The organism is Psychrobacter sp. ER1 (genome assembly GCF_048631835.1).
Taxonomy (GTDB): Bacteria; Pseudomonadota; Gammaproteobacteria; order Pseudomonadales; family Moraxellaceae; genus Psychrobacter.
This window is the reverse complement of the sequence record NZ_CP184640.1, coordinates 2,423,215-2,437,244: the sequence shown is the minus strand read 5'-3', so window position 1 is coordinate 2,437,244 and position 14,030 is coordinate 2,423,215. Positions and strand designations below refer to the sequence as shown.

Sequence of the window (14,030 nt, the reverse complement as noted above, 5' to 3'; positions counted from 1 at the left end):
AGTAATGAGCTGCTTGTCACTTAGGTCACTCGCAGCTTATTATTTATAACTTAAATCAAAGTCCGTCATTGCTTATCGTTTAACAAAACTGATGTGAGTCATTGCTAAATATAAACGGTCTTGTCACCGCATTTTTGGCTAGGCTCATAGCAAATATGTTAATATTGCATTTTTATTTTATAGCCTATCCATTGAGGACGCCTGTCGCGTTTTTGATGGATTATCCTCTGAGTAAACTCTCCTCTTATCTTCATACTACTCATTCGAATATTAGGACACTCTATGCCAGCTCCAATTAGCGAACGTAAACTAGCCAATGCCATCCGTGTACTGTCGTTTGACGCGGTTCAAAAAGCCAACTCTGGACATCCGGGTGCGCCAATGGGTATGGCTGATATTGCCGAAGTTTTGTGGCGCAAATTTTTGAAGCACAATCCAGCTGATCCTAATTGGCACAACCGTGATCGCTTTGTACTGTCAAACGGTCATGGCTCGATGCTTATTTATTCATTGCTACATTTATCAGGTTATGATGTGAGCGTCGATGACCTTAAAGGTTTCCGTCAGCTGCATTCAAAAACCCCAGGCCATCCTGAACTTGGTTACACGCCTGGTGTAGAAACGACGACTGGTCCACTAGGACAAGGCATTGCTAATGCCGTTGGTTTTGCAATCGCAGAAAAAACTTTAGCCGCACAGTTCAACCGCGACGGTCATAACGTCGTCGACCATCATACTTATGCGTTCTTGGGCGATGGCTGCTTGATGGAAGGTATCAGTCATGAAGTTTGCTCATTAGCTGGCACGTTGGCGCTTGGTAAGTTGGTATTCTTCTACGATGATAATGGTATCTCAATCGACGGTAATGTCGAAGGCTGGTTCACTGATGATACGCAAGCGCGCTTTGAGTCGTACGGCTGGCAAGTTATCAAAGTTGACGGTCATGATACTGATGCAATCACGCAAGCGACTGAGCAAGCCATTGCAGAGACTGCTAAGCCAAGTCTAATTATTTGTAAAACCACGATCGGTGCTGGTAGCCCGAACAAACAAGGTCTAGCCGCCAGTCATGGTGCACCACTTGGTGATGATGAAATCGTCTTGACTCGTGATGCGCTGTCTTGGAAACATGCCCCATTTGAATTAGATGACGAAATCTATGAAGCGTGGGATGCTAAAGCCAAAGGTGATGTCCAGCAAAAGAACTGGGATGCAGACTTTGAAGCGTATAAAAAGCCTATCCAGAGCTTGCAGCAGAATTGTCACGCCGTCTCAATGGCGAGTTGCCTGCTGACTTTGCTAGCCAAGCACAAGCCTATATTCAGCAAACGCAAGAAGCAGGCGGTGATGTTGCTAGTCGTAAAGCCAGCCAAAACGCGATCAACAGCTTGCAGCCATTATTGCCAGAGCTATTGGGTGGTTCAGCCGACCTAGCTGGCTCGAACCTGACGCTATTCAAAGGTGCTAAAGGCATCGAAAAAGATGCTGACGGCAACTATATCTATTACGGTGTACGCGAGTTTGGTATGACTGCGATTGCCAATGGTATCGCATTGCATGGCGGCTTTATCCCTTACGTAGCGACGTTCCTCATGTTTATGGAATACGCACGTAACGCAGTACGTATGGGCGCACTCATGAAGCAGCGCGTCATCCACGTCTATACCCATGACTCTATCGGTCTGGGTGAAGATGGCCCAACGCATCAGCCAGTTGAGCAATTAACTAGCCTACGTACCACGCCAAACCTACGTACATGGCGTCCGTGTGATGCGACTGAATCTGCGAGTGCTTGGGTAGAAGCAATCAAATCAGAAAACAACCCATCAGCATTGATCTTTAGCCGTCAGAGCTTGCCACATCAAGCACGTGATAGCGAGCAAGTCGCTAACATCACCAAAGGTGGCTATGTACTGGCAAAAGAGCAAGGCGAGCTACAAGCAATCATCATCGCCACTGGTTCAGAAGTTGGCTTAGCGATGGAAGCGTATGAAAAACTAAGCGCAAATGGTGTTGGCGTACGTGTAGTGTCTATGCCATGTGCTGAGATTTTTGTCGAGCAAGATGCTAGCTATCGCGAAGCGGTATTGCCTGCCAATATTCGTGCTCGCGTCGCAGTAGAAGCCGCGCATGTAGATTACTGGTATAAGTTCGTTGGTCTAGATGGCAAAGTCATCGGTATGACGACTTATGGCGAATCTGCTCCTGCTAGCGACTTGTATAAAGAGTTTGGTATCACGACGGATGCTGTGATTGAAGCGGTAAATAGTTTGGTGTGATAGACCTAACTTAGTTAGTGTTTAAAAAAGAGCCATCAGAGAAATCTGGTGGCTTTTTTTATGGCTTAATCTTTGATTTTTCTTTTGGTCTGCTTTCATCAATATGGCTATCGGTAAAATAACTGCTGCAATCAGTACTAAATTCTGTGCCTCAACATGATGATTTAGTGGTAAATTAGAATAGACTGATTGCTCACGAAGCTAAGTTTCACGGCTTGTGCAGCTCTCATATAAAAATAAATTATATGACTACAGAACTGGAAAAATTAGATGGATAGTATCGAACTGGCAAATGCTATTACATGGCTAAAACAGATTGAACTAAGTGAAGGCTTGATAGCAGCCTGCATAATCGGAATATTTGGACTGTGCGGTATTCTCATTACTCAGAGAGCTGAACGCAAGAAGGAGTATGAAGCCTTTTTGAGAATAAAGTTTGAGGAAGTGGTTTTTAGACTGGTTGATTTTGCAGCCATTATTCAGGAAGTTCAATCCAAAAGTTTTTCAAGCAATTGCGATGAAGCTTTAGACGTTGATGAATTTTATAGAGAAGGTGGCAAGATAGAAATATTAATAGCTTTATATTTTCCAGAGCTTGAGAAAAAATATGAGTTGTTTTTAAATGCAGGGGAAACCTGATAAATGCACAGCATGAACATGAAGTTAATCCTAGCGATAGTACTTTAGATGTACTTAAACAGCTTGATGAAGAATATGATCGGGTTTATAAGAGTTTTTATAAACATATCAAATCATGTTCTTCTGCTTATGCCAAGCCTTTAAAGCATCGTAAGAGAGTGCTGATTAATTAAATTTAAAGAGTTTTGGTATTACGCTTAGCACATTCTATAACCATTCTAAAGATCGCTACCATGTCCCTAAAATCCACCTTTAAAGGTTTCCTAGGCGAGACCGTCATCAACGTCGCCATGTGGCTAAAGCTTGAAAAAGACGTCTACCACCGTTTAAACGGTATTACCTTACCAAGGGCCAATGGTGGTAGTACACAAATCGATCATATCATCGTCTCTGTGTACGGCATTTTTGTGATTGAGACGAAAAACTATAAAGGCTGGATATATGGTAGCGAGAACCAAAGACAGTGGACGCAAGCCTTCCCAAATGGAAGTAAATTCAAATTCCAAAACCCATTGCGTCAAAACTACTTGCACATTAAGACGCTCGCAGATTTATTAGGCTTGGAGTTGAGCTACTTTCATTCGATGATTGCTTTTATCGGTGAGTGCGAATTAAAAACCCGCGATGAGTTGCCCGAGTATGTATTGACGAGTGGTATGGTGTCTTATGTGAAGGAAAAGCAAAATAAGCTACTCACTGAAGATGAGGTTGCATCTATCGTTGCGCAGATTAATAGCAATAGATTTAGTAAGTCTTGGCGCACCAATCGAGAGCATAAAGCCTATCTAAAAGACAAGCATAGCAATTCAAGCAAAAATACAAATAAGCAGCCTAGCGATAATACTAATGATAAACCAGTTGCTAAAGTGGCTCATGAGTCTATACCAGAGCCGATAGTAAAAGAGACCGCTAAACGAGCTATTCTAAAAAGTAGGGAAGTGCATCGATGGTCGGGTCAGACTGACATTGAATCTAGCGATTTACCAATTGATAGTATGGACACTCAGCAGGCAGATATTCAGCATACAATTACATCGCACGGTATTGCTGATAAGGTTTTTCTTACGCCGTTTGAGATCGTAGAATCTGAGCCAAAAGTTAATGAACCTGCGACAATTGAGGTGATAGACCATACAGCTGATTTAATTCAAACGCCAACCTGCCCGAGATGTAACGGTGAGATGATCAAGCGCGTGGCAAAAAAGGCCTGAATCAAGGTCAGACCTTTTTTGGTTGTAGCAAATTTCCTAAGTGCCGCGGTGTGGTTAATATTGATTAATCGTTAGTTACCTTAATCTTATTCACCTTAACCATATATCTCTTCTAAACGTAAACAAGCAACCAATCGACCGTCCCATTCGCGCAGTTGTGGCTCTACCTCGCTGCATTGCTGCTTGGCATAGGGGCAGCGTTTATGTAGCGCACAGCCACTTGGTGGATTAAGCGGACTTGGTAGCTCACCTTGTAGGGTCAAATCATTTTTATGGCCGTTTACCGTTGGTGCCGCAGCCAATAGTGCGATGGTGTAAGGGTGTTTTGGCGCATTATAAATCGCTTCTTTGGGGCCGTGCTCAACAGCTTGACCCAAATACATCACCATTACATCATCAGCCACATGGCGTACGACCGACAAATTGTGCGAGATAAAGACGTAAGCGGTGCGATACTCATCCTGCAAATCCATAAATAGATTTAGGACTTGGGCTTGGATTGATACATCGAGCGCGGAAGTCGGTTCATCAGCGACGACGATTTTAGGGTTGAGCATCATCGCGCGGGCGAGGGCAATACGTTGGCGCTGACCACCCGAAAACATATGTGGATAGCGGCCTGCATGTTCGGGACGTAGACCGACATGTCTCATCATCTCGTTGATTTTGTCACGCTTTTCTTCTTTAGACAGTTTGGTATGGATATCTAATGGTTCTGTCAATTGATAGCCAATGGTATGACGCGGATTTAAGCTACCATAAGGATTTTGAAAGACCATTTGAATTTCAGTACGCAGCTCTTTTAGTGCCTTTCTGCTATAGCCAGTGGTGCCTTCATCGTTGATAAATAGCTCACCATGTGTAGGTGCTTCGATCAGTGTCAACTGGCGGGCAAGGGTGGATTTGCCGCAGCCTGACTCACCAACGACGGCCAATGTCTTGCCAGCTTCAAGCTCGAAAGAGACACCATTGAGCGCTTTTACGTAGGCCTTTGCTTTGCCCAGACCTTGTGATACTGGGTAGTGCTTGTGTAGATTGTCTGCTTTTAGGACCACTTTATTACTCATACTTGGGACTCCAAAGTAGCAGCGTGAGAGGGGCGAGAGGTAATATCAGAATCAATACAGCGCACCTTGCCATTGGGCGTATCTAAAATAGGTGGCGGTACTTCACAAGCAGGTTCTTTATACGGGCAACGAGGAGACAGTAAGCAACCAGCTGGTCGATCGTATTGACTGGGTACGACACCGGGCAAGCTGTTTAGACGGTCTTGACCGATAGCCAGTTCAGGGATGGCTTGTAGCAATGCCTCGGTATAAGGATGTGCAGGATTTTGAAAAATCTCTGGCACGGTACTGGTTTCCACCACTTGTCCCGCATACATGACCGCGACATCACGCGAGTTTTGCGCGACAAGGCCCAAATCGTGGGTAATTAATACCATGGCCATTTGTTTTTCGCGTTGCAAACGGCTCAGCAAATCCATGATTTGTGCTTGTACAGTGACATCCAGAGCCGTGGTTGGCTCATCTGCGATCAGTAGTTTTGGCTCGCAAGCAATCGCCATCGCAATCATAACTCGTTGACTCATACCACCTGATAGTTGATGTGGATAGACCTTGAGACGATTCTTTGCATCGGGCATCTCGACCAACTCTAACAGCTCTAAGATACGTGTTTGTACTGCTGCGCCTCGTAAACCAAGATGCTTGCGTAGCACTTCACCTAACTGCATCTCAACAGTAAAGCTTGGATTTAGGCAAGACATCGCATTCTGAAAAATCATAGAGATGTCTTTGCCAATGATGCCGCGTCTCTCTTTGGCAGGCATACTGAGCATATCTTTATTATCAAACACCACTCGTTGTGCGCGAACTGTTGCAGAAGGTGGCAATAGACCCATCAGCGCCATCATGGTGACTGATTTACCTGAGCCAGATTCACCCACGACAGCGATGACCTCCCCTTGTGCGACTTTCAGTGATACATCATCTACTGCGCGAAAGGCACGCACCCCTTGTCCAAAAGTAACCGACAGGTTTTCAATATCTAACAACAATGGTGCGTCTTTTGTTGATGCACCATTCATAGACGTATGAGTGATAGGCGTATTAATTAATGGTTCAGTCATCTTAGGTCACCTGCTTTAATTTAGGATCTAGCGCATCGCGTAAGCCATCACCAGTCAGGTTAATCGATAGTGCAGCTAAGAAGATAGCGACACCCGGCCAGATGGCTAGCCAAACATTACTTTGAATATATTGACGCGCCGTACCTAGCATCGCGCCCCATTCGGCATCAGGTGGCTGTACGCCAAAACCTAGGAAACCAATCGCACCTGCTTCTAAAATAGCAGATGAGAAAATCATCGTTGCCTGTACGATAAGCGGTGCCATACAGTTGGGCAAAATGGTGATAAACAACAAACGCAGCACGCCAGCGCCCATCACTTGTGAGGCAATAAAATATTCACGTTGCAGCTCCACCATCGCTGTGGCACGAGTCAGCCGAATAAAAGGCGGCGTACAGACCAGTGCGATCGTAATAATCGTATTGGTCATAGATGGCCCTAAGATAGCGGCAATGATAATGGCCAATAGCAAGCTCGGATATGACATCAGGATATCATTGACCAACATGACCGCTTTGCCCCAGACCTTTGGCCAAAACGCTGCACTTAGACCTAAAGAAATACCAACCAACATCGCCAGAGTTGTCGCGCTTAGACCGATAAATAATGAATAACGCGCGCCATACATCACTCGAGACAATGTATCTCGGCCTGCATCATCAGTGCCTAGCCAAAACATCGCATTGCCGCCATCTAAAAAGGCAGGTGGCAATTGCTCTTGACCGGTGAACAGCTCGTAAGGATCGTGAGGGGCAATAGCAGGCGCAAGTATGGCAACTAGAACCATCAATGCCAGTACGATAAAACCAATCACGGCGCCTTTGTTTCGGCAGAACGTCGATAAAAATAGCTGCCAAGATGACGGCGGTGTGGCTGCCATCAGATTGACATCAGAGGGGAGAACAGAAGGCTTCATGAGCATTTCCTATAGTGGCTAGCGCAGTGACATTTTTTAGAATCTTATTCATAAAAAGTACTAAGCATTGCTAAAACTTCACTTGAGCGCTAATCATCACTATTTATAATGTGAGTATTTATTAATGTTAAATTAAGAAGTATGGCGAATACGTGGATTGATCAGACCATACAAAATATCAATAAATAAACTAACCAAAATCAGAGCGGTGGCGACCAATAAAATACCATTTTGTACAATAGGGTAGTCACGAGTGAAAAACCCATCGAGTAGCCAATTACCAACGCCTGGCCAACTAAAGATAGTCTCGGTAATAATGGCACCTGCAAGCAATGTCGCCATCTGTAGGCCGACGACGGTAACCACAGTAATCAAGGCGTTACGCATGACATGAACCAGTATTACTCGGCGTGGAGATAAGCCTTTGGCTCGTGCTGTACGCACATAGTCTTCATCTAATACCTCTAGCATTGCAGAGCGTGTCATCCGCGCAATCATCGCTAACGGAATGGTCGATAAGGCTATAGAGGGCAATATAAAGTGTTTGACCACGTTCCAAAACGCGCCAGGCTCTCCTGAGCTTAGTGAGCCGAGTAACCATGACCCATACAGTGGTTGCACATCTAAAAACTGTGCGACAGATATCACCCCAGCGACGGGCAGTAGACCTAAATAATGAGCGAAGATACCAGTCAGGATGGGACCTAATAAATAGATAGGCATAGAGTAGCCTGCCAACGCGCCTGACATGAGGGTGTAATCAATCCATGTACCACGGCGCAAGGCAGCAAAGATGCCTAAGCTAACACCAATGACACTAGCGATAACAATAGCGCATAACGCCAACTCTAAAGTAGGAACAAAGTGGGCAAAAAGTCTTGTAATACGGGCGTACGAGTACGAAAGGACTGACCAAAATCACCTGTTAGGATGCCAGTCAAATAATCCCAATACTGGGCAACGAGTGGTTTGTCTAATCCTAGCCTTTCTAAGGCACGAGCATGTAGCTCTGGATCGACCATACGCTCGCCCATCATAATCTCTACCGCATCTCCAGGTACGAGACGAATCAGAGTAAAAGTGGATAGCGTTAGGCCAAGATAGACGGGTATTAAAATGGCAATACGACGCAGAATATAAAGTAGCATGGGCTGCTCAATAGTTGTGGTTCAATGATTAGAGTATTAGCGATGATGAAGAGATCCGTGACAAAGTGCTTAATTCATATTGTTCATATCATTCATATAAGTGCGGCTGGAGCAGAGTATCTGACCCAGCCGCACTTATATGAATGAATAAAATGAATAAATTGCTTATGTTGTAACGGAATTAATCAGTCAAGGTTATTCAACTTTTACACCATCGAAGCGTATTGAGCCAAGTGGGCTGATTTTATAATCGACCACATTTGGTGCGGTGAATACCGTCACTACCGAATGCGCCATTGTCGTCCAAGGAAGCTGCTCTTTGAATATTTGCTGCGCTTGTACGTATTCATTCACACGCTCATCTTGATTATTAATCTGACGGGCATTGGTGACTAAATTGTCAAAGTCTTTGTTACACCAGCGAGAATAGTTATTTCCGCCGACAGCGTCGCAAGATAACAATGAGCCAAGCCAGTTGTCTGGATCACCATTATCGCCAGTCCAGCCGGCTAGAATGACATCAGGCTCGCCTTTAGCAGCGCGTTTTAGGTACTCGCCCCACTCATAAGTCACAAGCTTGGTATCGACGCCAATCTTCGCCCAATCTGCTTGCAGCATCTCAGCCATTAGCTTGGCATTTGGGTTGTATGGACGCTGAACTGGCATATACCATAGATTGATAGAAAGATTATCCGCGCCAGCTTCTTTGATTAGCGCTTTTGCTTTTTCGACGTCGTAAGGCGCGTCTTTAAGTGACTCATCATAGCCCCACTGCGTTGGCGGCATTGGGTTGGTTGCTTTGAGGCCTTCGCTCTGATAAACCGCATTGATAATAGCGTCTTTGTTGATCGCCATATCTAATGCTTGACGCACTTTAAGATCGCTTAATTGAGGTTTTTCTACGTTATAACCGACATAGCCGACGTTGAAGCCAGGCTGATCGAGAACAGTGGCTTTACCTGATTTTTTGACAGATTCTATTTCGGCAGGTTTTGGATAAGCGGACACATGACATTCGCCAGCTTGCACTTTCTGTGCACGAACTGCCGAGTCTTTAGTGATGACAAACACGAGGTTGTCGATATAGATGTCGTCTTTATTCCAATAGTCTGGGTTTTTGGTATAACGAATTTGCGCGTCTTTTTGGTACGAGGTAAAGACGAAAGGTCCAGTACCGACGGGCTTAGTATTGATATCAGCAGCATTGCCAGAGGCTAGCAATTGATCTGCGTACTCAGCAGAACCAATATAAGCAAAAGGCATCGCTAGGTTCTGTAGGAACGGCGCATTGGTTTCGCTAAGAGTGATTTTTACCGTATAGTCGTCAACCTTTTCGATATTAGAGATAATATCGGGTAGTCCCATACCGACCGAATATGGGAATTCAGCAGGATAAGCTTTATTAAATTCAAAGTCTGGGTCAGTGATACGTTCTAGCGTAAACACAATGTCATCCGCGTTGAAATCGCGAGTCGGAGTAAAGTAATCAGTTGTACCGAATTTAACTCCTTTGCGTAGATTAAAGGTATAAGTCTTGCCGTCTTCGCTAATATCCCAGCTTTCAGCAAGTCCTGGCTGAATTTCAGTTTCCGCTCTTTTGAATTCTACCAAGCCATTATAAATAGGGAAGGCACTCGCATCAAAATCCGTACCTGAAGTATATTGCGCTGGATCGAATCCGGCAGGGCTACCTTCTGAGCAATAGAGTAATGTTTTGGCGGCTTTGGCATCTGAGCTAGCAGCAGAATCGTCGGTGGTTTTGTTGTCACCACTACAGGCGCTGATACCTAAGAGAAACGTCGCCAACATCGTAAGTTTGAAGAGTGATTTTTGCATTATTACATCCTATGTAATGGTAGGTAGGTACTCATGTATCCATATGTTCGTACTCGAGCATGAATACGATGAGAAAGCGTTTAGTAACCTCTAAAGTATCTATCTATGCAGTATTTTATATATACAAAATAAAACATATTAAGGGTTGTTATAACTTTAAATTATATAGATTGAAACTAAAAATATAAATAAGTCGTTCGAATATACTCTCTTAATCTGTGATAATGCAAGCAATAAATCGACTAATTTTGATAAAAAATGCACGTTTTTGCCGTATTTAGTATCAATAAGATATTAAATACTAGATTCTATGGCTTTATGTTTATTTATTCTAAGTAGCAAAGAGACACGCTTTTAAATTGCTAATGAGTTACAATGTTACTAAGTATAAACAATTAGAAATAATAAAGTTATGTCTCTTTGACGTGCCCAAATATAAGCTGTTTACCTAATGGAGTATTAAACAGGGCTATAATTCGCTTTAATCAGATCGGCTATTTTTTCGGCAATCATGATAGTTGGCGCATTGGTATTGGCGCTAATAAGCGTTGGCATCACTGAAGCATCGATGACTCGCAATCCACTCACACCTCGTACCTTCAATTCCAAATCAACCACAGAGCTGTCATCTGAGCCCATGCGGCAAGTGCCTACTGGGTGATAGATGGTATCTGACTTATTACGGATATAGCCGAGCATGCCGTCTTTTTCGAGGTAAGGGGCAGGGTAGTCTTCAGTGATGTACTTAGCGAGTGCGGACTCTTGCATGATGGCTCGAGTACGTTCGGCACCAGCTACCATGTACTCTACGTCTTTTGGATGCGACAGATAGTTTGGATCGATCAAGACAGCATCGGAGGGGTCGGCTGAGTCTAATCTGACAGTACCTCGACTTTCAGGTCGTAAGTAGCAACTGTGACAAGAGACAGCGAAACCGCGTCTGAGATCGCGACCGTGCTCGATCACGCGTGAGATGACAAAGTGCAGCTGTGTGTTTGGCCACTCTTTTGGGTCATCACCGACGCTAAAGAACGCACCCGCCTCTGCATAGTTGGTAGACAGTAACCCTGTACCGTCTTTTCTCCACTGCCGAATGCTTTTGGTCAATGTCGAAATCGATGCCATGCCAATACCGATGACGTCAGTAGTATTGACCTCGTAATCAAAGACGACGTCTAAGTGATCCTGCAAATTGCCACCGACTTCAGGTGCATTTACCACCACATCGATACCATGAGACTGCAAATGATCTGCAGGGCCGATACCTGAGAGCATCAGAACTTTAGGTGAACCAAATGCGCCACCTGATAGTAGGACTTCATGACGCGCCGTGACAGTATGTTCGACACCGTCTTTTTCGTAGACGACGCCTGTCGCTTGATTGTCTTCAATAATGACGCGGTTAGCCTGTGCATGAGTGATAACCGTCAGGTTGGCACGGTTTTGTACAGGATGTAGATAGGCGGCCGCGGCAGAACAGCGTTGGCCTTGTTTTTCACCATGGAAATGAGTGACTTGATACAACCCTGTACCGTCTTGCTTTTCGCTATTAAAGTCAGGGTTGTGATCTGAGGCCATTGGCAATCGCAGCTTCTACAAATGCTTTGGAGATGTCTCGTGGACTGAGTAGGTCGCTAACATGCAGCGGCCCGCTATCACCATGTAGGTCATCGCTACCACGAACGTTGTTTTCAGCTTTGATAAAGTAGGGCAGTACATCGTCAAATCCCCAGCCAGTACAGCCTTGCTCCACCCAGCGCTCATAATCTAGCTTACTACCACGTGTATAGATCATGGCATTGATAGCTGATGATCCGCCCAAACATTGTCCACGTGGCTGAAAACCTTTACGGTTATTAAGGTGCTCTTGCGGAGTAGTGTGAAAGCACCAGTTGTTTAGTTTGAGCGGTTTGCCAGGAACCATCAGAATCAGTCCAGCAGGCACACGTACTGCTAGATCTTTGCCATCACCGCCGTACTCTAATAAACAGACACTGATATCTGGGTTTTCAGTGAGACGGCTGGCGAGCACGCAACCCGCCGAACCTCCGCCGACGATGACATAGTCAAATGTTGTGTCAAATTCCATTTTATATTCCTTATAGCATCCATGCTAATTAAAATAGTTTACGCTTTACAGTAACTATTATTTTGCTAAAATAATAAAATAAAAGTGACTCTGCGGTATCTGTTTTCCCCAATATCATAGGACAAGCGAAGACTGTTATATTCGGTACATTAGGTAAGATTAATGCTACCTAGCTTTGCGTCAAACGTGCTTATATCGCACAGAGTTCTGAGCGTACGATAAAGCGTTTGCCTTCAGGGATTTCTAACGAAAAACTCGCACCGCGACCATTGACGACATCAATGGTCAAATCGGTATGCTGCCATAGATTGTATTGTGCGCGTCCCATATAAAATGGACAGTCAACAAGCTCACCAACCAACACATCCTGACCACCCACTTTGAACTCTCCTAATGGATAGCACATGGGCGAGCTACCGTCACAGCAGCCACCTGATTGATGAAACATCAGCTCACCGTGCTTAGATTTCAATAGCTCAATTAACGCTTTACAAGATTCTGTTGCTGCCAGTTTCATATCGTACTCCTTCTTATGGCCCATCCATGGTTTATATAATTGCTCTCTAGTATCAGTATGCCAAAGTCAAATCAAAAGGTCGCATCATCTTCAGACACATCACAACTGGCATATGACTAAAAGATACGACCTTCGGCTGATAATTGACAGTTGGAATAACTATGTAATAAGCTTATAACACTGTCATTTTACTATCCGTTATTGATTATAGTCGATGACGATACGACCTTCGATTTTGCCATTACGCATCCGCTCAAAAATATCATTGATGTTCTCTAACGGCTCAGCTTTGACGGTCGCTTTGACTTTGCCAGCCGCTGCCATATCTAGCGACTCTTGTAAGTCAAGACGTGTGCCAACGATAGAGCCACGTATGGTGATACCATTGAGTACAGTATCAAAGATTGACACCGGGAAGTCGCCAGTGGGGAGCCCGTTACATACTAAAGTACCACCGCGACGTAACATGCTTAAGGCTTGATCAAAAGCTTTTGATGATACTGCAGTGACTAACACGCCATGAGCGCCACCGATTTTTTCTTGTAGCAACTCGCCTGGGTCTGTATTTTTGGCATTTACCGTCACTGTTGCCCCCAGCTTTTTGGCGAATTCAAGTTTTTCGTCATCAATATCAACAGCAGCAACATTGAGCCCCATGGCAATGGCATATTGTACAGCCATGTGACCAAGGCCGCCGATACCTGAAATAACAACCCAGTCGCCTGGCTTGGTGTCGGTCATTTTAAGACCTTTATATACCGTGACGCCCGCACATAAAACAGGGGCAATCTCAATGGAGTCGACACTCTCAGGAATAATGCCAACATAGTTGGCATCTGCAGGACGTATTCTGCAAAGCTACCGTTCACTGAGTAACCAGAGTTTTCTTGCTTTTTACATAAGGTTTCCCAGCCACCCAAGCAATGCGTACAGTGACCACAAGCAGAGTATAGCCATGGCACACCAACGCGATCACCTGCTTTGACATGAGTTACGCCGTCACCGACCGCCGTGATCACGCCAACACCTTCATGACCTGGGATAAATGGCGGGCTTGGCTTAACAGGCCAGTCCCCCTCAACCGCATGCAAATCAGTATGACAGACGCCTGAGGCGTGCATTTTGACAACTATTTGCCCAGCACCTGCGGTTGGAATGTCGACTTCTTCGATTTTTAAGTCTTGACCGAACTCATGTAATACAGCGGCTTTCATTTTGTTAGTCATAATAAGCTCTCTTTTATGGGTGATTGATAAATGTTGAT

9 protein-coding genes and 3 pseudogenes are annotated in these 14,030 nt (G+C 44.7%); 3 read left to right on the top strand and 9 right to left on the bottom strand.

Features of this window, described 5'->3' with window-relative positions; translation table 11 throughout:
• Positions 1-282 precede the first annotated feature (282 nt).
• The 3 genes and pseudogenes from tkt (at position 283) to ACOBWA_RS11305 (ending at position 4,129) form a co-directional block, all read left to right on the top strand.
• Positions 283-2,279: pseudogene (gene tkt / locus ACOBWA_RS11315) on the top strand (transketolase).
• 270 nt (positions 2,280-2,549) lie between these two features.
• A complete protein-coding gene (locus ACOBWA_RS11310; protein WP_420229408.1) occupies positions 2,550-2,918 on the top strand; it encodes a hypothetical protein in 369 nt (122 codons plus the stop codon).
• A gap of 233 nt (positions 2,919-3,151) precedes the next feature.
• Positions 3,152-4,129, top strand: a complete 978-nt coding sequence (locus ACOBWA_RS11305) for a nuclease-related domain-containing protein (protein ID WP_420229407.1) — start codon at positions 3,152-3,154, stop codon at positions 4,127-4,129.
• A gap of 95 nt (positions 4,130-4,224) precedes the next feature.
• On the opposite strand, the gene ACOBWA_RS11300 is transcribed toward ACOBWA_RS11305, so the two are convergent.
• From ACOBWA_RS11300 to ACOBWA_RS11260, 9 genes and pseudogenes are all read right to left on the bottom strand, one after another.
• Positions 4,225-5,196 carry a peptide ABC transporter ATP-binding protein gene (locus ACOBWA_RS11300; protein ID WP_102093680.1) on the bottom strand — a complete coding sequence of 324 codons (972 nt, stop codon included), beginning with the start codon at positions 5,194-5,196 and terminating at the stop codon, positions 4,225-4,227.
• Positions 5,193-6,260 carry an ABC transporter ATP-binding protein gene (locus ACOBWA_RS11295; RefSeq protein WP_420229406.1) on the bottom strand — a complete coding sequence of 356 codons (1,068 nt, stop codon included), beginning with the start codon at positions 6,258-6,260 and terminating at the stop codon, positions 5,193-5,195. Before ACOBWA_RS11295 ends, ACOBWA_RS11300 begins: the two co-directional genes overlap by 4 nt.
• A 1-nt stretch (position 6,261) precedes the next feature.
• Positions 6,262-7,176, bottom strand: a complete 915-nt coding sequence (locus tag ACOBWA_RS11290) for an ABC transporter permease (RefSeq protein WP_057761128.1) — start codon at positions 7,174-7,176, stop codon at positions 6,262-6,264.
• A gap of 132 nt (positions 7,177-7,308) precedes the next feature.
• Positions 7,309-8,324 (bottom strand): annotated as a pseudogene (locus tag ACOBWA_RS11285) (ABC transporter permease).
• A 195-nt stretch (positions 8,325-8,519) separates the two neighbouring features.
• The gene (locus tag ACOBWA_RS11280; RefSeq protein WP_420229405.1) at positions 8,520-10,160 is read right to left on the bottom strand and encodes an ABC transporter substrate-binding protein; all 1,641 of its coding nucleotides are present in this window, start codon (positions 10,158-10,160) and stop codon (positions 8,520-8,522) included.
• Between the two features lie 459 nt (positions 10,161-10,619).
• Positions 10,620-12,249: pseudogene (locus ACOBWA_RS11275) on the bottom strand (GMC family oxidoreductase).
• A 190-nt stretch (positions 12,250-12,439) separates the two neighbouring features.
• Entirely contained in the window at positions 12,440-12,766 is a 327-nt protein-coding gene (locus ACOBWA_RS11270; protein WP_420229404.1) for a DUF779 domain-containing protein, read from the bottom strand.
• 198 nt (positions 12,767-12,964) lie between these two features.
• Positions 12,965-13,507: a zinc-binding dehydrogenase gene (locus ACOBWA_RS11265; RefSeq protein WP_420229403.1), complete on the bottom strand. Its 543-nt coding sequence runs from the start codon at positions 13,505-13,507 to the stop codon at positions 12,965-12,967.
• On the bottom strand, positions 13,504-13,992 hold the full coding sequence (locus ACOBWA_RS11260) for an alcohol dehydrogenase catalytic domain-containing protein (protein WP_420229402.1): 489 nt from the start codon (positions 13,990-13,992) through the stop codon (positions 13,504-13,506). The genes ACOBWA_RS11265 and ACOBWA_RS11260 overlap by 4 nt, the downstream gene beginning before the upstream one ends.
• Positions 13,993-14,030 lie beyond the last annotated feature (38 nt).